This is a genomic window from Ruegeria sp. AE4, from assembly GCF_056542185.1.
This window is the reverse complement of the sequence record NZ_JBQFZK010000009.1, coordinates 83,382-101,932: the sequence shown is the minus strand read 5'-3', so window position 1 is coordinate 101,932 and position 18,551 is coordinate 83,382. Positions and strand designations below refer to the sequence as shown.

The following is an 18,551-nucleotide window of genomic DNA, read 5'->3' as shown; positions in this document are numbered from 1 at the left end:
GAGCTACGTTGCCGCGAAAGTCACCCAGGCCCAGACCATCGCCACATAAGTCAGGTTGTGCAGGCACTGGTCTAACCCAGCTGCACGCCAGAACGCGGCCTGCGTCGGCTCAAGCTGTTTCTTGTCTGAATAGCTAGCTTTCAAGAAATCGATATTGAAATGAATGACCCATTCAAGCAGTCCGACAATCAGGATGAACAATACCGGAGCGCCAAACGCGGCAAACACGATGACAGAGCCCGCAACATGTACTGCTGCGTGCTGCGCGCGTCCCAAGTGAAAATACTCGCCTCGGCCAGAGAGCATTTTCGGTGTTTGGAGGTAGTAGTCAGCGAACATGTGCTTGACCTGAAAAAGGCAAAGCATAAGTAACACTGCGCCAATACTGGCAGTCAAAAGAACCCTCCCGATATCGTTCTAAACTGACTTTAGGCAATAACACGGCCATGCGTAAATGAACTAGTTCACATAAGATAAAGAAAATTCTCAGGTGGGAAAAAATTTGCATAACGTGTCAGTATGGCAGTAAATTCAAACCGTTGAATTTGGGCGCGCGGCATCCGGGCCGTGTTATCGGCCAGCAGTAGGGGCAGGTTCCATAGAACGCACGATTTTCCGCTTTATTTGGAAATACTCCAAACGCGATCAGCTGATCCTGTTGGCTGTGACGGCGACGTTGTTTCCGTTGCTCTATCTTACGCTGGAACTGCCCAAGCGTATCATCAACGACGCAATCGGTTCGACAACGGCCGAAGTGGATGTCTGGGGCTATACGCTTTCACAGACGAATTTCCTGATCATCTTGTGCTTTGCTTTCCTTGCTGCCGTGTTGGCGCACGGGCTGATGAAAATGCGCATCAACACCATGAAGGGTGTGCTGAGCGAACGCATGCTGCGACGGTTTCGGTATCAGCTGGTCAGCCGCGCGCTTCTTTTTCCGCAACCCTATTTCGAACGGGTCAGCCAGGGCGAAATGGTCTCGATGATCACGGCTGAAAGCGAACCAATGGGCGGGCTGATGGGCGATGCGATCAGCCAGCCAGTTCTGCAAGCCGGTCAGATGATCACCATCCTTTCTTTCCTGTTCTTGCAAAGCTTTTGGTTCGGGCTGGCCGCAGTCGCCCTGATCCCGGTGCAGGCCTGGTTAATCCCTAAATTGCAGCGTCAGATCAACCTGTTGAACAAGAAACGTATTCAGGAAGTTCGGGCGTTGGCTGCCCAGATCGGCGAAAACGCGGCAGGTGCGTCAACCCTCCGCAGCAATGGCGGCTGGCGCTATCGCCGGGCTATGATCTCCGATCAGTTGGGGCGGCTTTTCGCGATCCGCTTTGAGATTTACCAGAAGAAGTTCTTTATGAAGTTTATAAACAACTTCATCTCGCAGCTGACACCATTCATGTTCTACCTGATTGGTGGCCTTCTGGTGTTGCAGGGTTCGGTTTCGCTGGGGGCATTGGTTGCGGCGCTGGCGGCGTATAAGGACCTGAGCTCACCCTGGAAAGAGCTGCTGACCTATTACAACCAAACCCAGGACATGTCGTTGCGCTGGGATATCGTCGTTGACCGCTTCGATCCAGCCGGATTGAAGGACGAAGCGCTGTTCGAGGGCGAACCAGCAGAGCGCCCCCACCTGAGCGGTGATATAGCGCTAAAGCACGTCTCGGTTCGTGACATGGACGGCAATCAGGTGCTGGATGATCTGAATCTTACTTTTCCCGCTGGCAAGACGATTGGCATTGCCGCACCCAGCGAAGAGGACCGGCGCGCCATGGGCGAGCTGCTGACCCGCGAGATTTTGCCCGCTGCCGGCACGGTTCAGGTTGGGGATCTGAACCTGGCAGACCTGCATCAGGGCGTGGTGGCCGCACGTATCGGGTATGCCACATCCCGCCCGGTGATGTTTCAGGGAACGTTGGGTGACAACGTGATGATGCCGATGCGGTTCAAACCCTTGGCTGAATCCATAGATGACCCAGATTTTGCCGAGACCTTGCGGGCTGGAAACAGCATGGATCCGTTCAGGGTGGAATGGCTTGACCCGGCGCTGGCCGGGTTTGAAGACGCGACGGCGTTGCGCGATTGGTGGTTGCAACTAATTGATGGAATGGGGTCCGGGGCTGCCCTGTTCCGGCGTGGCGCTGAACAGAGCTTTGTTGCGACCGAACACTGCGAACTGGCAAAGAAACTGGTCGAGCTGCGCCCGTTTGTGCGGCAGGCGGTTCATGACGCGGGTCTTGAGCAGCAGGCGCTGATTTTCGACCGGAATACTTACAACCCGGCGCTGCCTGTTGCCGAGAACCTGCTTTTTGCGACGCCCCGCGTGCCGGTGACGCAGGCGTTGCTTGCCCGGCAGAAGGTTTTCCTCATGCAGTTGCGAGAGCTGGGGCTGGATGAGACGCTGATCGCCCTGACCCGTGACGTGATCGAGATGCTGCGCCAGATCTTCGGGTTCGACGGAACCGACCATCCGCTGTTCCGCAAGCTGGGTCTTGATGCAAAGACCTATGAGGCAGCTGTGGAGCTGGTTGAACAAACCCGCAAAGAGGGAACGTCAGGGCTGGATGACGAACAGCTGGCCAGTATGTTGGCTGTGCCTTTCGTCGTCTCGGCTGAACAGATTGGCCCGGCGTTCACGGATGAGCTGAAGGACCGCATTCTGGAACTGAGGCAGAGTCATTCGGACAAGCTGTTGGAAAGCCTCAAGGACGCTTTTGTTCCGCTGGACCCGGAAGATTTCGCGCCTGGACTGTCGGTCATGGAAAACGCGCTGTTCGGCAAGGTCAGCCAGATAGGTGGCGCGCGATCGGATGAGGCCCGCAAGGTCATTGTGGACGTGTTAGAGGAGAACGGCGCGCGTCCTTTGGTGGTCGAGCTGATTTATGACATTCCGGTTGCTTTGGGTGGGCAGAGCCTTCCGGCGGTTTTTGCCGAACCGCTGGCGTTTACCCGCGCGACAATCAAGAAGCCGGATATCCTGATCCTGGAGCAGGCATTGGCCAGTTACGACATGAAAACGCAGGTGTCGGTCTACAAGAAGCTGCGCGAGTTGTTGCCGGATGCCACGGTGTTCTACCTCAATGACCAGTTCGAAAACCCAGACGTATTCGACATGTTCGTGGAAATCCGGCAAGGTCGTGTCGTCTCGGACGGAGGACCGGTGGACGTGGGAAAAGACAGCGCATCTTCAGCAGATCTGGCGCGGAAACTCCGCGCGCTGGAGCAGACCCCCTTGTTTTCGGGGCTGGACCGGAGGCAACTGCGCCTTCTGGCTTTTGGCGCGCAATGGTTCGATGCCAAGCCCGGTCAGGTGGTGTTCCTGAAAGATGATCAGCCGACCGACGGCGCGTATGTGGTGCTGGAGGGTGAGGCCGGCCTGTACCTGCCGCAGGAAGATGGCCCCGACCAGTTGATCACCACCGTGGGGCCGGGCGCATTGGTGGGTGAGCTTGGTCTGATCCGCAAAGAACCACGCGCGCTGAGCATGGTGGCCGAAACAAACCTATCCTGTCTTCGGATCGGTGAGGAAGAGTTCCTGGCCGTTGTGGAAAACGATGCGGCAACCGCGTTCAAGCTGATGCAGGTGATCGCCGGTTACGTGTCCAATTAGGAGTGATCAGTTGGCAGGTTCGCAAAACAGATCGTACAGCAGACCGATCAGCTGCGCAGCATTCCCATCGCGCAGCGAATAATAGATCGTTTTGCCATCTCTTCGGGTGGTGACAAATCCTTCCTCCCGCAGACGGGCCAGCATTTGGCTGACGGCGGCTTGCCGCAATTGCAGCAAATCCTCAAGCTGGCCTACCGATTTCTCACCACTCCCGAGGTGGCACAGGATCATCAGGCGCCCTTCATGCGCCAGTGTCTTGAGAAATGCAGCCGCGCGGGCTGCATTTTCTTTCATTTCAGATGGTGTGTCCGAGGTGTGTGCCTGAGGTTCGGTTTCTAGGAGTGTCACGTTTTGACCGTTGTTCCGTTAATCTTGGGTTAATATGCCTCAAACACGTCTATGTTGTCACCCCTCGGTTGCAGGGGCACCGCCCTGAAAAGCATTACCGTTAACGTAATCGCAGGGCTCTTCCTGCATTTGCAGATGCAAGCCACGACCTTCATACGGGTGCGCGCGGGCCAGGTCTTCGTCGACATCGATCCCAAGTCCCGGGCCTGTCGGAGCGACCACAAAGCCGTCCTCGACCTGAATGGACCCTTTGATCAGCTGATTGTGGAACGGTGTTTCAATGGTTTCCAGCAGCAGCAGGTTCGGGATCGACGCGGCCAGGTGGATATTGGCGGCCCATTCCACCGGACCCGCATAAAGATGCGGTGCCATCTGAGCGTTGAATATCTCTGCTATGGCGGCGACTTTCTTCATCTCCCAGATTCCGCCGGCACGCCCCAGCGCCGGTTGCAGGATTTCCGCAGCCCCGGCGCGCAGAACGGCTCCGAACTCGGCCTTGGTTGTCATGCGTTCTCCGGTGGCGATGGGGATACGGACGTTGCGGGCGACACGGGCCATGTCCTCGATCATATCAGGTGGCGTGGGTTCTTCGAACCATAGGGGCTGGTATGGTTCCAGCGCCTGCCCCAGCCGGATGGCTCCAGCCGTGTTGAACTGACCGTGTGTGCCAAACAGCAGGTCGGCCTTGTCCCCCACCGCATCGCGAATTGCCTTACAAAAGGCGACGGACATGGAAATGTCACTCATCGCAGGCATGTGGCCGCCACGGATCGTATAGGGGCCTGCCGGGTCGAATTTCACAGCGGTATAGCCGCGCCGCACCATTTCAGCAGCGGTTTCGCCCGCTTGTTCGGGAGAGGTCCAGAAGTCGGTCAAATTGTGATGCGGCAAAGGGTAGAGGTACGTGTAGGCACGAATTCGTTCGTTCACCTTGCCGCCCAGCAGCGCATAAACCGGACGGTCGCGATCCTTGCCAAGAATATCCCAACAGGCAATCTCCAACCCCGAGAATGCGCCCATTACCGTCAGGTCGGGGCGCTGCGTGAAACCGCTGGAATAGGCGCGACGGAACATGAGCTCGATGTTTTCGGGGTTCTCGCCCAGCATGTGCCGTTCGAACACATCCCGGATGACGTGGCGCATCGCCTCGGGTCCGACGGACGAGGCATAGCATTCGCCCCAACCGGTGATGCCGGTATCTGTCGTCAGTTTGACCAATATCCAGTATCGTCCCCCCCAACCCGGAGCGGGTGGGGCAGTGACGATGATGTCGAGATCCTGCAGTTTCATCTCAGTTCCTCCGAGCCGGGGGATCAGGTTCTGTCGAACAGGATCACGTTGCGCTTGGCAGATCCGGTTTTGGTATCGGCAATGGCCTCGTTGATCTGGTCCAGCGACCAGCGGCCCGAGATCAACTCGTCCAGTTTCAACCGACCCTGCTCATAAAGGTCAATCATCCATGGGATGTCCCGCTGAATAACCACATCACCCATTTTCGAGCCGACAACACCCTGACCCAGGGCTGCCAGAACAACCGGTTCATAGCTGGCCATGCCGCCCGAATGCGGCATTCCGATCATGATGGCCTTGCCGCCGCGGCCAAGATAGCGCGGGGCCTGATCATAGGCGGCGATTGCGCCGACAGTGATCAGAACCGCATCGGCGCCGCGCCTGCCAAGGGCATCGAACGCCGCGTTCCAGGGTTCTTGCAAGCTGGCCAGAACGCCATGGGTCGCGCCGAATTCCTTTGCGATTTCCAGCTTTTCTTCGGTCATGTCGACAGCCACGATCCGCCTTGCGCCTGCGATCCGCGCGCCCTGAATAGCGTTCAGGCCAACGCCGCCGGCGCCGATGACCACAACATCCTGACCCGGACGCAGACCGGCCGCGTTTACCGCAGCACCAACCCCGGTGATTACCCCGCAAGACAGAAGGCTAGCCAGGTCTTTGGGCAGGTTTTCGGGGATCCTGACGATTTGCCGATGGCTCACCACAACTTTTTCGGCAAACGCACCGCAGGCCATGGCCTGTTCCAGAGGACTACCGTCAGCCGTTTTTAGCGGGCCTTTGACGGTGTCGTACGGTGTTTCGCAATTTGTCGGGTGCCCTCCGGCACAGGTGGGGCAGGACCCGCACGCGCGGATCAGCGTTACAACCACGGGCTCGCCAATCCTGAAGTCACCGGCGGCCTCTCCAACTGCGGAGATCACGCCTGCGGCTTCGTGGCCGTAAACGGCGGGCAGAAAGCCGCCCCAGGCACCTTCGGCATAGGATATGTCCGAATGGCAGATGGCTACTGCATCCAGCGTCACTTCGACCTCGCCCGTGCCGGGGGGTGCCAGCTGAACCTCTTCGATAACCAAGGGTTCGCCGAATGCCCGGCAGACTGCGGCTTTGATTGTTTGCATGTTTTCCCTCACTTCCGTTGGGCCCACGGTGGCGTGGGAAAGGATTGATCGCAAGGCAGAAACCGTCATGTGTGTGTCGTTGTTAAGCCACGACAGGCGGGGACCGGCGAAACAGCACAAACCCGGCCAGCATCAGCGCCAATGCCAGCAGGAACGGAGCACCCGGCAGGTACAGCGGTGTGTCGGGGCGAATGAATTGCGCAAATACGCTGGTCATGACCAGAGGCGAGATTACCATCGAAAGCGCGTGGAGCGCGGCCAACACGCCTTGCAACTCTCCTTGCTGCGAATCCGGTGTCGCTTTGGACATCATTGCCTGAAGTGCCGGTGTCGTGATTGCCCCGATTGCGGTGATTGGGATGAACAAAAGCGCAATGAACCCGTTGGTCAGAAAGGCCAAAATTGCGAAACTAAGAATCTCAAAACCCATCCCGTAGATGATGGCGCCCCGTTCTCCGCATAATCGGATTGCGGGACGGATCAGACCGCCCTGCACAACGGCCATGCCGATCCCATAGACGCCCAGTGACAGGCCGATCATCTGAGGGGACCAGCCGAACCGTTCGGTGGTGAAAAAGGACCAGATGGCGGGGTAGACGTAGATTGAGACCGAATACAGAAAGTAGACCCACAGCATAGGTCGGATACCGGGCAGCGCAGCAATCGCGCGCAGCGAATTCACCGGGTTGGCGCGGCGCAGGTTGAAGGCGCGCCGGTTCTTGTCGGTCACGGTTTCTGGCATTACGAAACAGCCGATGACAAAGATCAGTGCCACCAGCCCTGCCGCCACCCAAAACGGGGCACGGGTTCCATATTCACTGAGCAATCCGCCGATCACCGGGCCGAGGACAAAACCCACGCCAAAGGCAGCCCCCAACAGACCAAAGTTCGCGGCCTTGTCCTTGGGATCGGAAATATCCGCCATGAACGCGGCAGCGGTGGAATGCGTGGCTGCGGTAATACCGCCGACAATGCGACCGGCCAGCAACAGCCAGATACTGCCCGCCACGGCCATGACCATATAATCAAGCGCCATGACGAACAGCGACACCAGCAGCACGGTTCTGCGGCCATAGGCGTCGGACAGGTTTCCAAGGATTGGACCAAAGATGAATTGCATCGCCGCAAATGCGGTACTCAGCACTCCGCCCCAGATTGCCGCATTGGCAAGCGAGCTGCCCTGCACGTCAACAATCAGTTGCGGCATGATTGGCATCACCAGACCAATGCCCATTGCGTCGATCATGACGATGCTGAGGATGAAGAGTGATGGCAGGCGCATGGGACTCGGGCAGGTGATCTGTTCGGGGCACCCTAGGCACAGTCACCGAATGTGGGAAGACAGAGTTTTACGTACAATCTGCTGTATCACCCGAATTTGCTTGCCAATTCGCTTAGCAATCCGGCCAGTTCCTGTGGATGCGAGAAAAACGGAGAATGCGAACTGTCGATGGTTCGTCGCAGTTCCTTCGGGATGAACGCGCACATGTCCGCCTGATACTCCGTGGGGATTGTTTGGTCATCCGTGGTGCGGACATAGGCCTTGGGTACTTCGTTGAAGTTCGTGCCGACCGGCAGTGGTGTTTCCTGGGGGAGAATGGCCTGTGGGCACAGGCGCGCATAGGCGTAAGGCAGAATATCGTCCGGACAATCGTGATAGAACAGCCTGGGGATGGCGTCTACCGACACGGTGTAAGACAGACCGTCTGCGGATTTTTCCACTGCGTGAGCAATGGTTTGCCGTGGCCCGCGCCTGCGCATATCTGCCAGCGAAAGCCCATCGTGAGGCACGTAGGCGCACAGAAAGATCAGGGCGCGCATGGCGTCCGGCCGAGCCTCGGCTGCGGCGCTGATCGGATAGCCGCCCCACGAGTGACCCACGACAATCGTATCGGGCGTGCAGGCGTTCAGAACGGCATCGCGGCAACTGTCCAGTGTAACCTCGGACACCGGCGTTGGATCCGCACCATGGCTGGGCATGTCGATGGCCCGGGCAGAGTGTCCCAAAGCCTCAAGCGCAGGGATCAGATCGCGCCAGCACCAGGCTCCGTGGCAAGAGCCGTGGACCAACAGGAAAGACGCCATTGCTGTTCTCCTTCAGATATGCCCGATATCGGTCAGAAACCGGGTTAGGATTGCTGCGTATTCTGCGGGTTTCTCGACACAGGGCAAATGACCAGCTCTGCGGATCAGTTCGAACCGCGATCCGGGGATCAGGTCAACAGTTTCGCGCACCAGATCGGGCGGGGTCGAGCCGTCCGCGCTTCCGGCGATGCCAAGTGTAGGCAGGCGCAGGCCGCTTGTGGGTGTATAGAAGTCGGTCCCGGCGATGGCAGCGCAACAGCCCAGATACCCGTCAAGCGGTTGGCTGATCATCATGTCGCGCCATGACAGGTGGTCTTGCGCCGCGCGGAAATCACGAGAAAACCAGCGTTCCATCGTGGCGTCTGCCAGCGCTTCGATCCCACCGCGACGCACTGCGTCGATCCGATCCTGCCAGACTGCGGGTGTGGCGATTTTGGCAGCGGTGTTCGACAGAACCAGCGCACGTATCTGATCCATACGTTTGACGGCCAGTCCCTGTGCAATCATCCCGCCAATGGACAGGCCGACAAAAACGCAGTCGCGAACCTTCAGGTGATCCAGCAGCGCCTCGGCATCGCGGATCAGGGCGCCCATAGAATAAGGCGCCGGGGGAGCCGAGGATTGCCCATGTCCGCGTTTGTCATACCGGATGATGCGCAACCCCTTGGGCAAGTGCGGTAACACGACGTCCCACAGGTGCAGGTTTGTTCCTAATGAGTTGGCAAAAACCAGTGGCGCGCCATCCGCCGCACCATCAACACGGTAATTCAGTTTCACGTCGCCCAGATCAGCGATCATCATGACTCAGGTCCTTGCAGCCCCGGCGTTCCAGGTGCAATTTGCACAGGTTTGGGGTGCCTGTCAGGTCAGGAATTCCAACGCCCTGGCAAAAATATCCGGATCGACGTTACCGCCCGAGGTGACCACGATCACGTCGTCGCCCTCAATCTCGTCGCCCCGGAACAGGGCCGAGGCCAATGCAACAGCGCCGCCGGGTTCCAGCACGATCTTAAGGCGCAGGAAAGCAAGTGCCATGGCCCGCAGCGCCTCGTCTTCGGTGACCGAAATACCGGGCCCGCAAAGACGGTTGAGGATGGGAAAGGTGATGTCGCCGGGTTGCGGTGTCAGGATGGCATCGCAAATATTGCCTGATGCCGCGTTGTTGTTCTGAATCCGTCCCGTTGCCAGTGATCGTTTTACGTCATCGAACCCTTCCGGTTCGCACGGGCGTACCCTTAGGTCGGGGGCGTGTTTTTCAAGTGCCAGCGCAATGCCAGAGGTGAGGCCGCCACCACCACAACAGACCAGAACATCCGCCTGAGAAACCCCAAGTTCCGCTGCCTGTCTGGCGATTTCCAAGCCGGTGGTACCTTGCCCGGCAATCACCTGAGGCTCGTCATATGGCCGGATCAGGGTTAGCCCGCGTTCGGCTGCGATGGTTTCCCCGATCTCTTCGCGACTCTCGTTTGCACGGTCGTAAAGAACAACTTCACCCCCAAGCGCGCGGGTGTTTTCGATTTTCAGGTGCGGCGCGTCCGACGGCATGACAATGACCGAAGCAATTCCATGTTTCGACGCCGCCATCGCAACGCCCTGCGCGTGGTTGCCCGAGGAATAGGCAATCACGCCGCGCTGGCGTATGTCTTCCTCTAGGGCGGATATGGCAGACCAAGCCCCCCGAAACTTGAAACTGCCCGTATGTTGCAGGCATTCCGGCTTGACCCAAATCCGGCGCCCGGCGATCGCGTCAAGAAATGGCGACGACAGAATTGGTGTCTCGCGGACATGTCCCTTAAGCCGTTTGGCCGCGGCTTCGATCATTTCAATTGTGCTCATGCAGCGTTCTTCAATACCTTTTTGATGACATCCAGAGATTGAGGCTCATTCAGGAACGGAACATGCCCGCGATCCGGCACTTCGGCCGAGATCAGACTGGGATGCCGCTGATGCATCTCAGCCAGGGTTTCGGCGCTCAGAACGTCCGAGTTCGCGCCCCTGATCGCGCCGCAGGGTATGTTGCGCAGCGCTTCAAAAAACAACCAGTAATCGGGTATGGCACCGCTCGGGGCCTGTTCCAGAAGCGCTTTGCGCAGGGCCGGGTCATAGCGCAGCGCCAGCCTGTCCCCTTGTTGTTTGTATTGAATTTCGGCCTGTTTGCGCCAGATCTCCAGGGGAACTCCGGGGAATTGCGGCTCCATCACATGTTTCAGGGCAGCAGCAGCTTCGTCATAGGTTTTCGCGGTGGGTTGTGCGCCCACGTAGGCCATGATCTTGGCGATGCCTGACGTCTCGATGACCGGCCCCACATCGTTCAGAATCACACCGGCCAAACGTTCGGGGTGGCTTGCCGCCAATGCCATGGCAATCAGTCCGCCCCGCGAGGTGCCCAGAATGGCCGCTTTTTCGATGCCCAGTACATCCAGCAGTTCAATCGCGTCATGGGATTCACGAAAGACGTTGTAGTTCATGAAATTGGGGTCGTAGTCCGAGCGGCCGCGCCCCCTGTAATCCATAGCAATCATACGCAGCTCAGTGGCATGTGGTGCAAAATACGAGAAATCCCGGCTGTTTCTGGTCAATCCGGCCAGACACAAAAGCGGCGTGCCCGATCCATGGTCTTCGAAATAGATGCGCTTGCCGTCCGAAGTCGTGAAGTCCGGCATCAAAGACCAGCCAGTTTGGGAATGGTGGTCAAGTCAGACAGTACATGCGCTGGCGTCCACGGCAGCCGGTCCATTGGTTCCCCGATCCGATTGACCCAGGCGGTGACAAAACCATAACCGCTGGCCCCTGCGGCATCCCAGCCGTTCGAACTGACGAACAAGACCTGGTCACGGGCGCAGTCAAACCTGTTCTGAACCAGATCATAGACACGGGAATGGGGCTTGAAGACCCCAACGCTTTCGACCGAGAGCACGTCATCCAGCACATCGCCGATACCGGCGGACTGAACAGCGCCGTCCAGCATGGGCGGTGATCCGTTGGACAGGATGGCAGTCTGCATCCCGCCATCCTTGAGGGCTTTCAGCATGACAGGAACTTCGGGATAGGCCTGTAACTCCCAATAAAGATCCAGCAGGCGTTGGCGCAATTCTGGATTGCCCTGGAGGCCGGCAGCTTCCAGCGCCCAGTCCAGCCCGTCCTGTGTGACATCCCAAAAATCCGCATGGGCATCCGCCACAGCACGCAGCCATGTGTATTGCAATTGCTTCAGGCGCCAGTGCCCTGCGACCTCGGGCCATTTGTCTTTCAGGGCTTCGAACCCCGGCTCGCCTGCTGCCTGCCGGGCGGCGGCCGCTACGTCAAACAGCGTTCCGTAGGCGTCGAACACGCAGGTCGTGATTGCCATATGACCCTCCTTTGATTGCGCGCAGGTTGGCACAACGCGAAAGGGGGGGAAAGGGCCAAGGGTTTACAACTTTGTGTCAACCTCTAGGGTTGGCCGCTTAACCCCTAAAAACGGCCGGAGGCCACTATGACCGAAATCAAGCAAGGTGACACTGTTCGCATCCATTACACAGGGACATTGTTGGATGGCAAAGTCTTTGACAGTTCGGATGGGCGCGATCCGTTGGAGTTCGTGGTAGGATCGGGCCAGATCATTCCCGGTCTGGACAGTGCCATGCCCGGTTTGTCCGCAGGTGACAAGAAACGGGTCGAGATTGCCTGCACCGACGCCTACGGCCCGATCAACCCTGCGATGCGTCAGGAAATCCCCCGCGAGGGTATTCCCGAGGATATTCCGCTGGATCCGGGCACTCAACTGCAGATGCAGACACCAGACGGTCAGGCCGTACCTGTGACAGTTGTGGACGCCAACGAAGCGACTGTGACCCTGGATGGAAACCATCCGTTGGCCGGTCAGGATCTGGTGTTTGAGATTGAAGTCGTCTCGATCAATTGAGACATAGTTCGGGTTGGAACGCCTGCCCGGACTTCAGCCGATCAAAGCTTCAACAGCTGCACGTACCTGTGGCTGGGTGAAAAAGACAAACACCAGCAGTAATGATGTCAGCGCAAGCAGCAGCACTCTGGCCCGCTGGCTGAGGAAACCGGACTTTTTCCGGCTTTGCACTGATCGTGCGTTGTTTGCAATGATTTGATCTAGCTTGCTCATATCGAAGTCCTGCCGCCCAAAGATGGTGAAATCTTGGCGGCGGCAGGGAAAGATATGGTCACATGAAATCGGGTTGCGGCATGCCCAGAACGTGGAAACCCCCATCAACGCGGATGATTTCTCCGGACGTGCAGGCTCCCGCATCAGATGTCAGGTAAACTGCGGTCCCGCCAACAGCTTCCAGAGTGGCATTCGAACGCATCGGCGCATTCTGATCGCAGAACTTATATGTCCTGCGCGCCCCGCCAATGGCGGCACCGGCAAGGGTTTTCATCGGTCCCGGTGAGATTGCGTTCACGCGGATACCATCCGGGCCAAGGTCATTGGCCAGATAACGGGTCGCCGATTCCAGCGCCGCCTTGGCAACACCCATGACGTTGTAGTTCGGTACCACCCGGTTTGATCCCTGATAGGTCAGCGTCAGCAGCGAGCCCCCATTGTCCTTCATCATCGGATAGGCGCGGCGTGCCACCTCGATAAAGGAATAGGCCGACACGTCCATCGAGTGTTTGAAGTTCGCCCGCGTGGTATTCAGAAACCGGCCTGTCAGCTCGGATTTATCCGAATACGCAATGGCATGAACAACAAAGTCGATGGTGGGCCAACGCTGGGCCAGTTCACCAAAGGCACGATCCAGTGACTCGTCGTCGGTCACATCGGCATCCACCATGAAATCGCTGCCAAGGCTTTTAGCGAGAGGTTCCAGCCGTTTGCCGAAAGCCTCGCCCTGATAGGTGAAGGCCAGTTCTGCGCCTGCCTCGTGCATGGCCTTGGCAATGCCCCACGCGATTGAGCGGTCATTGGCCACGCCCATGATCAGGCCGCGCTTACCTTTGAGAAGATCCGACATCACTTTCACCCGTTATACTTAGACAGAATCATGGACCCGTTGGTGCCGCCAAAGCCGAAGCTGTTGGTCATGACACTGTCCAGTCCTGCGTTTTCAACCACTTCAGTTGCAATTTCACCGGGCAAGATGCCTTGGGCGAGTGTGTCGACATTGATCGACGGCGTGATGAAATCATTGTCCAGCATGAGCAGGCAGAAGATCGCCTCAAGCGCTCCTGCCGCGCCTTGCGCGTGGCCAGTCATCGATTTGGTCGAAGAAATCGGTGGCACATTGCCTTCACCGAAGATGCGGCGCACAGCCTCTACTTCGCCTACGTCACCGACAGGGGTCGAGGTTCCATGTGCATTGATATAGCCGACTTTGCGACCTTCGGGCAATGTGGCCAGCGCCAGCCGCATCGCGCGCTCACCGCCTTCACCCGAAGGGGCCACCATGTCGTGGCCATCCGAGGTAGCGGCATAGCCGGTGACTTCGGCATAAATCTTTGCGCCGCGAGCCAGCGCGTGCTCCAGCTCTTCCAGAACGAGGATGCCGCCGCCACCGGAAATCACAAACCCGTCACGGTTCTCGTCAAACGCGCGCGAGGCTTTGTCGGGCGTATCATTGTATTTCGACGACATCGCACCCATCGCATCGAACAGGCACGAAAGCGTCCAGTCCAGTTCTTCGCCGCCGCCAGCAAACATGACGTCCTGTTTACCCAGCATGATCTGTTCGGCCGCGTTGCCGATGCAATGCAGCGAAGTCGAGCAGGCCGAGGTGATCGAATAGTTGATACCCTTGATCTTGAACGCGGTCGCCAGGTTTGCCGAGATTGTCGAGCACATGCATTTCGGCACAGCGAACGGCCCGATCCGCTTGGTTGCGCCGGTACTCAGAACCGTCTGATGAGCGGTCAGCATCGCGCTTGTCGAAGGGCCGCCAGACCCAGCCACCAGACCTGTGCGCGGGTTGGCCACCTGATCCTCGGTCAGGCCGGAATCTGCAATGGCCTGAGACATGGCGATATGAGCGTAAGCCGCGCCCGGACCCATGAAGCGCAGCGTGCGTTTGTCCACGTGTTCAGCCACGTCAATCTTGAGCGTACCCGCGATCTGACTGCGAAATCCGTGTTCTGCCATCTGTTCGCTGGCTTCGATCCCGGACTTGCCTGCTTTGAGCGAGGCCAGAACCTCTTGGGCATTATTCCCGATCGAAGATACTACCCCCAGACCGGTGACGACTACTCGACGCATGTGCGCACTCCTTATTTCGGGTCGGTCAGGCTCAGGCCTCGGACAAAACGACCTTCATATCTTTGACATCATAGATCATCTCGCCATCGGCTTCGACGATTCCATCTGCCACACCCATGGTCAGGCGACGTGTCTGAATCGCTTTCTTGAAATCGATTTTATACGTTATCATCTTGCGGTCTGGACGAACCATACCGGTCAGTTTCACTTCGCCCACGCCGACGGCCATGCCGCGCCCTTGCCATCCGCGCCAACCAAGGTTGAAACCGGTCAGCTGCCATAGACCGTCAAGGCCCAGGCAGCCCGGCATAATTGGGTTGCCGGGAAAATGGCAGTCAAAGAACCAAAGTTCAGGGGTGATATCGAACTCGGCCAGCACATGGCCCTTGCCGTGCAGGCCACCGTCTTCCGAGATGTCGGTAATCCGGTCCATCATCAGCATTGGCGGGGCGGGCAATTGTGCATTGCCGGGGCCAAATAATTCGCCGCGGGCGCATTTCAGCAGATCGTCTTTGTCAAAACTGCTTGGGAACTGGGCCATTCTTGCCGCCTCTCCTGCCGTGGGTCCGTTCGTTATATCTGGCCTCGTCTAGCACCCGTTTGCAAGGTCCTGCAAGAGCAGCGGCCACATCATGTTGTGTATGCCGCGTTCTTTGCGAATGAATTTCATTTGAAATTGCCAACCATGCGCTCCTATATATAATGGAAGTAACTATGGGTATCGGATCAATGACACCGCAGAGCGGCGATATAGCAACGGGTTGGCTGGTGAACGCCGGCCTGCGTCCGACGCGTCAACGTGTGGCGTTGGCCGAGCTTCTGGTGGGCGATGGCCGCCATCGTCACGTCACCGCCGAGAGCCTGTTTGAATCGGCCAAGGCGAATGGCGACGCTGTTTCACTGGCGACGGTTTACAATACCCTGCGCGCGTTTTGCGACGCTGGCGTTCTGCAGGAAATCACCGTGGACGGGTCAAAAAGCTATTTCGACACGAACACGCATGATCACCCTCATTTTTATTGGGAGGATGAGGCGCGCCTGAGTGACGCGCCGTCGGACCAATTGGTGATCCAGCGCCTGCCCGAAGCACCCGAAGGGGTCGAGATTGCCTCGGTCGACGTTGTCATTCGCCTGCGCAAAAAGTAGCGCCAATACCGCCTCTCAAACTCGCCAACAACAAACGTTCAACCTGATCAATCGTTGCGTCAGAGGGCCCTGTTCCGTGGCGCGCAAGTACAACCGATTCAGTTGCGTCCTGATTGCTGATCGGAACACTGACAAGACGTTTATTGTCATAACTGACCGGGCTGAGCGGGCTGGTATAACTGATCCCGATCCCTTCGCCATGGGCGGCAAGACTGCGCTGGATCTCAATCGACGCCGCCCTATGCGCGACAGTCGGGTGCAGACCGTTGCGCCGGAAGAGACTGAGGATGTGTTGGGCCGACCAGCCTTCTGTTGACAGGATCAACGGGTGAGCAGCCAAGTCAGCCAGTGAGACCATGCCCGCTGTCGCCAACAGATGATCCGGTGGCATTAGGGCCTTTGGTTGACTGTCGAACAGTTTTGTTCGTGTGAACCCCGCATCCATTGTCAGCTCATAGGTGATGGCAATATCGATCTGGCCATCAATTAATCTGTTCAGCAGCCCTTCAAAGGAAGCAGCAAAGTATGTGATTGCGATGTTTGGAAAAGTGTCGCGCAAATGGTGCAGGGCGGGTGCTAATAGGAAGGGGGCGAGGTCCGTAAAACACCCCAATCTTAGACGTGTCGTACCCGACGGCGGAGTTTCTGATGACTCGATTTGGGCTGCGCCTTTTAGCAGGGTCTCGGCCTGATCGATGAATTTTCGCCCCTGAGGCGTCAGCGCCATGGCCGAGCCTCGGCGGCGGATGAACAGAGGGTGACCCACATGTGCTTCGACACGCGTCAGGGCTGTAGACAGGGCTGGTTGCGAAACATTCAGGTATTGTGCGGCTGCGGACAGGCTGCCGTGGCGCCCGACCGCGCAAACATATTCGTACTGACGCAGTGAAATATATAACATGAAGTTAATTATAGCTTCGAAAGATATGATTTGAATAGAACACATCTTCAACGCAAAAGATTGGAAAACGAATGGAGACCCGGATGCCTCACCCGCTTGTTACTCAAGAAATGATCACAACTTATCAGGATGATGGCGTCGTTCTGATCAAAGGGCTGTTTGCAGACTATGTGGATCAACTGCGGAAGGGTGTGGCCGCGAATATGGCAGAGCCTGGCCCGTATGCATCAGAAAACAAGAAAGAGGGTCAAACGGGTCTGTTCTTTGACGATTATTGCAACTGGACCCGCATCCCGCAGTTCCGCGAGGTGATCGAAAACTCGCCTGCGGCCGAGGTCGCAGCGGACCTGATGCAGTCTAAAAACGTGCAGGTGTTTCACGACCACGTATTGGTAAAAGAGCCCGGGACATCCATGGCCACGCCCTGGCATCAGGATGGCCCATATTACTTCGTTGAAGGTCAGCAAACCATCAGCTTCTGGTCTCCGCTGGATCCGGTCAGGCAGGCGACGTTGCGCTGTGTCGCAGGTTCTCACCGGTGGGAGAAAGAGGTGCTGCCAACTCGCTGGGTTTCCGAGGAAGGTTTTTTCCCGGATGAAGGGCAGTACATCCCCGTGCCGGACCCGGATGCCGAGGGCATGAAAGTCGTTGAATTCGAAATGGACCCCGGTGACGCCGTTGCCTTCAATTATCGAACCCTTCACGGTGCGCGGGGTAACCACTCGGATAGCCGTCGCCGCGCCTTTTCTCTGCGGTTGGTCGGCGATGACGCGCGGTATGTAGAGCGTCCAGGCAGAACCTCTCCACCTTTTCCCGGTCATGGCATGACGCCGGGGCAGCGTCTTCGCGAAGACTGGTTTCCGGTCCTGTTTCAGCGCTGAGACGATTCAGAACCACTGGCCTGATTCGATCAGGCCCAGATCCAGCAGCTGCCGCGAGTGCCATTCAAAAGGCACAGAGTTGCGCCAGCTAAAATTCGGAATGTCAAAAGTCGACCCGGCATTTGTTTTGAGCGCCTTCGCGGCGCGGAAGGAACAAATAGCCGCGGTCATGTTGTGGTGCCATGGGCAGGAATAGGTATTGAATTCCGGCTCATTGAACGTGTGGTCCGATTTCAGGATCAGGCCCTTTTGCGCCTTAAACAGAGCGATGCGGTCGATGCGACGGCGTTCATAGGGAATGTGATCCTCGAACCGCCAGCGCAAGCCACCTGACAGGTCAACCTGGCGGTCCAGCGGTTGGCCGTCAGGGTCGCGGCGTGATTGGGCATAGTAACCCGTTTTGTCGAACAAAGCCTGTTCGGGGGCGACACCGTTGGGAAAAGCGGTCAGGTCCTCGGCATAAAGGTCGATGACGTAGCTCAGCATAGCGTTGCGGCGTTCTTCGCTGTGAAAGGCCAGCATCTCAGCAATGCTGCGCGTTTCGCAAAACGGAAAGAACAGGTATTCGGCGTTGTAGCAGTAATACATCCAGATGCCGGGTGCGGCCTGAATTATTCTGTTCAGGGTATCGAAAACCACCGTTCGGGGAACGCACTTCAAGGTGACCCGATGCACCCGGTCGGTCAACGCGGGCTCCAGTCGGAACTCCTGAGGCATGAAGGCGATAACGGATTTGAACCCTAGTTTCAGATGGTGATGCAGAGTACTTTCCAACTCGACCTCATCCTCGGCAAAGACCATCGCAACGGGGCCTTGCGCCATTGCGGGTTGCCCGGCTTTCAGGAAATGGTCGAGGGAATCGTATTGCATCGGCTGTTTTCAGTTTTGTCTTGCTGGAAAGTTCCGCCAAATTCGGGTAATTGCGCCCGCATTGCAAGCGGCGTTCGAAGCATATAGACGACGCCGGTCCAGC

The 18,551-nt window shown here is 57.6% G+C and carries 20 protein-coding genes; 4 read left to right on the top strand and 16 right to left on the bottom strand.

The annotated features are described in order from the left end of the window. Window positions 1-3 precede the first annotated feature (3 nt). Window positions 4-366, bottom strand: a complete 363-nt coding sequence (locus ACR0EK_RS12675) for a DUF3307 domain-containing protein (protein WP_480488349.1) — start codon at window positions 364-366, stop codon at window positions 4-6. Window positions 367-610: 244 nt separating this feature from the next. Between ACR0EK_RS12675 and ACR0EK_RS12670 the strand changes: the two genes are divergently transcribed. Beyond that, on the top strand, window positions 611-3,607 hold the full coding sequence (locus ACR0EK_RS12670) for a cyclic nucleotide-binding domain-containing protein (RefSeq protein ID WP_480967865.1): 2,997 nt from the start codon (window positions 611-613) through the stop codon (window positions 3,605-3,607). Window positions 3,608-3,613: 6 nt separating this feature from the next. Here the strand turns inward: ACR0EK_RS12670 and ACR0EK_RS12665 are convergent, their stop codons facing one another. The 9 genes from ACR0EK_RS12665 to ACR0EK_RS12625 form a co-directional block, all read right to left on the bottom strand. Continuing rightward, window positions 3,614-3,901, bottom strand: coding sequence for an ArsR/SmtB family transcription factor (locus ACR0EK_RS12665; protein WP_480920338.1), 288 nt, complete (start codon window positions 3,899-3,901; stop codon window positions 3,614-3,616). 111 nt (window positions 3,902-4,012) lie between these two features. After that, window positions 4,013-5,245, bottom strand: coding sequence for a mandelate racemase/muconate lactonizing enzyme family protein (locus ACR0EK_RS12660; protein ID WP_480967852.1), 1,233 nt, complete (start codon window positions 5,243-5,245; stop codon window positions 4,013-4,015). A 23-nt stretch (window positions 5,246-5,268) separates the two neighbouring features. After that, the gene (locus ACR0EK_RS12655) at window positions 5,269-6,363 is read right to left on the bottom strand and encodes a Zn-dependent alcohol dehydrogenase (RefSeq protein ID WP_480967851.1); all 1,095 of its coding nucleotides are present in this window, start codon (window positions 6,361-6,363) and stop codon (window positions 5,269-5,271) included. Between the two features lie 82 nt (window positions 6,364-6,445). Then, complete coding sequence (locus ACR0EK_RS12650) at window positions 6,446-7,645, bottom strand: TCR/Tet family MFS transporter (protein ID WP_480967850.1); 1,200 nt, start codon at window positions 7,643-7,645, stop codon at window positions 6,446-6,448. 86 nt (window positions 7,646-7,731) lie between these two features. After that, window positions 7,732-8,448 (bottom strand): alpha/beta fold hydrolase, encoded by a 717-nt coding sequence (locus ACR0EK_RS12645; RefSeq protein ID WP_480967849.1) that lies wholly within the window; start codon window positions 8,446-8,448, stop codon window positions 7,732-7,734. A 12-nt stretch (window positions 8,449-8,460) separates the two neighbouring features. Continuing rightward, a complete protein-coding gene (gene pcaD, locus ACR0EK_RS12640) occupies window positions 8,461-9,249 on the bottom strand; it encodes a 3-oxoadipate enol-lactonase (RefSeq protein ID WP_480900165.1) in 789 nt (262 codons plus the stop codon). A gap of 60 nt (window positions 9,250-9,309) precedes the next feature. Then, window positions 9,310-10,284, bottom strand: coding sequence for a threonine ammonia-lyase (locus ACR0EK_RS12635; RefSeq protein WP_480900163.1), 975 nt, complete (start codon window positions 10,282-10,284; stop codon window positions 9,310-9,312). Then, window positions 10,281-11,111: an alpha/beta fold hydrolase gene (locus tag ACR0EK_RS12630; protein WP_480900161.1), complete on the bottom strand. Its 831-nt coding sequence runs from the start codon at window positions 11,109-11,111 to the stop codon at window positions 10,281-10,283. Before ACR0EK_RS12630 ends, ACR0EK_RS12635 begins: the two co-directional genes overlap by 4 nt. Continuing rightward, a complete protein-coding gene (locus ACR0EK_RS12625; RefSeq protein ID WP_480900160.1) occupies window positions 11,111-11,797 on the bottom strand; it encodes a haloacid dehalogenase type II in 687 nt (228 codons plus the stop codon). The genes ACR0EK_RS12630 and ACR0EK_RS12625 overlap by 1 nt, the downstream gene beginning before the upstream one ends. 126 nt (window positions 11,798-11,923) lie before the next feature. Between ACR0EK_RS12625 and ACR0EK_RS12620 the strand changes: the two genes are divergently transcribed. After that, window positions 11,924-12,352, top strand: a complete 429-nt coding sequence (locus tag ACR0EK_RS12620; protein ID WP_209505363.1) for an FKBP-type peptidyl-prolyl cis-trans isomerase — start codon at window positions 11,924-11,926, stop codon at window positions 12,350-12,352. A 33-nt stretch (window positions 12,353-12,385) separates the two neighbouring features. On the opposite strand, the gene ACR0EK_RS12615 is transcribed toward ACR0EK_RS12620, so the two are convergent. The 4 genes from ACR0EK_RS12615 to fabA are packed head-to-tail and all read right to left on the bottom strand — an operon-like array spanning window position 12,386 to window position 15,191. Then, complete coding sequence (locus tag ACR0EK_RS12615; protein WP_267366102.1) at window positions 12,386-12,565, bottom strand: hypothetical protein; 180 nt, start codon at window positions 12,563-12,565, stop codon at window positions 12,386-12,388. A gap of 58 nt (window positions 12,566-12,623) precedes the next feature. Continuing rightward, window positions 12,624-13,415, bottom strand: a complete 792-nt coding sequence (locus ACR0EK_RS12610; protein WP_480488276.1) for an enoyl-ACP reductase FabI — start codon at window positions 13,413-13,415, stop codon at window positions 12,624-12,626. Between the two features lie 5 nt (window positions 13,416-13,420). After that, on the bottom strand, window positions 13,421-14,650 hold the full coding sequence (fabB, locus tag ACR0EK_RS12605; protein ID WP_267366100.1) for a beta-ketoacyl-ACP synthase I: 1,230 nt from the start codon (window positions 14,648-14,650) through the stop codon (window positions 13,421-13,423). A gap of 31 nt (window positions 14,651-14,681) precedes the next feature. After that, window positions 14,682-15,191 carry a bifunctional 3-hydroxydecanoyl-ACP dehydratase/trans-2-decenoyl-ACP isomerase gene (fabA, locus tag ACR0EK_RS12600; RefSeq protein WP_480900158.1) on the bottom strand — a complete coding sequence of 170 codons (510 nt, stop codon included), beginning with the start codon at window positions 15,189-15,191 and terminating at the stop codon, window positions 14,682-14,684. A 188-nt stretch (window positions 15,192-15,379) separates the two neighbouring features. Here fabA and irrA point away from each other — a divergent pair, with 188 nt between their 5' ends. Next, the gene (irrA, locus tag ACR0EK_RS12595; RefSeq protein ID WP_267366106.1) at window positions 15,380-15,796 is read left to right on the top strand and encodes an iron response transcriptional regulator IrrA; all 417 of its coding nucleotides are present in this window, start codon (window positions 15,380-15,382) and stop codon (window positions 15,794-15,796) included. Here irrA and ACR0EK_RS12590 read toward each other — a convergent pair. Next, window positions 15,774-16,697, bottom strand: a complete 924-nt coding sequence (locus tag ACR0EK_RS12590) for a LysR family transcriptional regulator (protein ID WP_480488272.1) — start codon at window positions 16,695-16,697, stop codon at window positions 15,774-15,776. The genes irrA and ACR0EK_RS12590 overlap by 23 nt on opposite strands. Before the next feature lie 83 nt (window positions 16,698-16,780). Here ACR0EK_RS12590 and ACR0EK_RS12585 point away from each other — a divergent pair, with 83 nt between their 5' ends. Then, the gene (locus ACR0EK_RS12585; RefSeq protein ID WP_480507092.1) at window positions 16,781-17,578 is read left to right on the top strand and encodes a phytanoyl-CoA dioxygenase family protein; all 798 of its coding nucleotides are present in this window, start codon (window positions 16,781-16,783) and stop codon (window positions 17,576-17,578) included. Between the two features lie 6 nt (window positions 17,579-17,584). On the opposite strand, the gene ACR0EK_RS12580 is transcribed toward ACR0EK_RS12585, so the two are convergent. Then, window positions 17,585-18,448, bottom strand: coding sequence for a hypothetical protein (locus ACR0EK_RS12580; protein WP_480832697.1), 864 nt, complete (start codon window positions 18,446-18,448; stop codon window positions 17,585-17,587). Window positions 18,449-18,551 lie beyond the last annotated feature (103 nt).